The organism is Xenorhabdus griffiniae (assembly GCF_001028135.1).
Classification (GTDB): Bacteria; Pseudomonadota; Gammaproteobacteria; order Enterobacterales; family Enterobacteriaceae; genus Xenorhabdus; species Xenorhabdus bakwenae.
In genome coordinates, this window is the sequence record NZ_LDNM01000188.1 from 1 (window position 1) to 2,071 (window position 2,071).

Below are 2,071 nucleotides of genomic sequence, written 5' to 3' on the forward strand. Positions count from 1 at the left end.
GGCAGTAAATTATCGGATTACCGATTATAACATCAATGCAGATGGTTTGTCGGAATAACTTATCTGAATATTGTCGATGTTAATAGCTCCATTATTTATAACGGTGGGTAGTTGTTCATTTTGATTATTCATTACTATCACCTAAACTCCTGCATATATTCGCTGCCCGTTCGCACATTTCAGTGTCAAACCAGCCGAAGTGACATTCGTTGAAACTGATTTCCAGTTGACTTGCTAACCATCTGTACGCATATGATGAGCATAAAATTTGAATGCACATGATTACCTCCGTTAAACCGGAATAAATACAAATAATGAGATGATGAGTAGTGCGAGACGGCGCACATGGCAGCGCCGGTTCCTGATTGCCTGTGGTTTTGTGGGTATAACTGCGCACCCGTCGAACATGTTGTTACGCATGTAACAGTCCCTCGTTAGTAAAAACGATTAGTGATTTTCGAGTTTGGATTATTTAGAGGTTAGAGCGATAAGCGCCCGGACGTGCAGTTCGGCGGATTCGCGGTCGAGGTGGATTAACCCACTAGATAGACGATGACTATCAATATAATTGTCGCCTTCCCATGTATCTTCTTCAACGTCACATACTCCCAAACTTATGTCAGGATAATAGTATGTAGTTCCATATTCTGGCTCATCCCTCACTGGCTCTGGAACGTCGATATCCCCGATTCTGATAGTACGGGGTTTTAATCTAAAAGAAGTATTGTGATGAAAGGCAATGGCGCTAACAGGCTCTAACCAATCATTTCCATCTGCAAATCTGTACTGGAAATACTCCCACGGCCTATCAGTAATATGAGACAACCTTGCGTACTCAGATATTAAATCAGCGTGAATGTGTTTAGGCATCGTTATTCTCTCCTAATGCTTTTGCGATTGCTTTTTCTGCCTGAGCTAGCAAGCATTCCCCCGGGTCATTTGAGCCTTCCTGTGGTTCAATGCCTGCTGCGCTAAATTGCGCTACCAACCGCTCTGCCACATAAAGCAAATCATAAGCGGCGTTCTCTACGGTATTATCTGGCACTCCTTGTGCTGTTACAGTGGATTTAATCGACAGAATATCGCCGCTTTTTAAAGTAATTTTTAAGACTTTTGGTTGATAAAAAAGATGCTCTGCCACTGCCTTTATTGCTTCATCCGTGATGTCCCGCTTATCCTTGTTTGCAATATTTGTTTTGGTGTTAACCCGTCCTTGAAATATTTTTCCTGTAAGCGGTGAACACCATATTTTTTGTTCTTGTGCCATTATTGTTTTCCTATATTCAGGTAATAAAAAGCCCCGCATTGGCGAGGCTGGTGTTTAATTTATAGCCTGCTTGTTTAGACTATTAAATACATCACGAAATATTGGGTATTCTTCTTTTGAAACCCTGCTTAAGTATCTATGCGAGATAGCTCCTGTCTTTTCATCAAGAACTATCCTTCCGCCTTTTACTCCATTAACAAAAAAGAACCTCGGGAACTTCCGCCACTGCGTTATGAGTCCTTCCTTAATCGCGTTTTCAATGTATGCGGGAAGAGTTACAGATTCAGATAATGCAATTTTGTTTTCTTCTCTCTCAATTGCGTCTTTGGTTTTTTGAATGCTTTCTTTCAAATTCCGCAACGAATCGTTTTGTTTTTCCCATTTATTAAGTGTTGCACGCCCGTTTCGCTTATCGTTGAGTGGTTGGCCGTTAGCTTGCTTGACTGTATCGAAGTGATTTTGAAGGCGCTCATTGAATAGCGCTTCTTTCTTTGTTAATGACGCTTTTAAAATTTCAAGGCGCTTACCCATCTCTATCTCCTATCGTGCCGTATAAACTCACCACAGCCCACTCGGAAATGAGCTGTAATTAGTTTCAATAGTAATAAACTTCAATTCGACAGAATGGATAGGACGTTAATTTATGATGTGCCTGCCTATTTAACCACCTCAGGCGGCAGTGGTTCTCCTGCTATTCCCCAACAGACAGGAATTTGTTATATTCCAGATCCCCCAATAGACATCAGGGCGCGAGCATACTTTTTAACACCTATTGAATAAGGGTTAATAACGTGATCTAATTAG

The 2,071-nt window shown here is 41.2% G+C and carries 4 protein-coding genes; all 4 read right to left on the reverse strand.

Features of this window, described 5'->3' with window-relative positions:
- Positions 1-124: 124 nt before the first annotated feature.
- The 4 genes from AAY47_RS23385 to AAY47_RS19595 all read right to left on the reverse strand — a co-directional run bounded on the left by AAY47_RS23385 (position 125) and on the right by AAY47_RS19595 (position 1,798).
- Positions 125-280 carry a zinc-finger-containing protein gene (locus AAY47_RS23385; protein WP_084727041.1) on the reverse strand — a complete coding sequence of 52 codons (156 nt, stop codon included), beginning with the start codon at positions 278-280 and terminating at the stop codon, positions 125-127.
- Positions 281-468: 188 nt separating this feature from the next.
- The gene (locus AAY47_RS19585) at positions 469-870 is read right to left on the reverse strand and encodes a hypothetical protein (RefSeq protein ID WP_047772054.1); all 402 of its coding nucleotides are present in this window, start codon (positions 868-870) and stop codon (positions 469-471) included.
- On the reverse strand, positions 863-1,267 hold the full coding sequence (locus AAY47_RS19590) for a DUF7446 family protein (RefSeq protein WP_047772056.1): 405 nt from the start codon (positions 1,265-1,267) through the stop codon (positions 863-865). The genes AAY47_RS19585 and AAY47_RS19590 overlap by 8 nt, the downstream gene beginning before the upstream one ends.
- A 54-nt stretch (positions 1,268-1,321) precedes the next feature.
- Complete coding sequence (locus AAY47_RS19595; RefSeq protein ID WP_047770603.1) at positions 1,322-1,798, reverse strand: hypothetical protein; 477 nt, start codon at positions 1,796-1,798, stop codon at positions 1,322-1,324.
- Positions 1,799-2,071 lie beyond the last annotated feature (273 nt).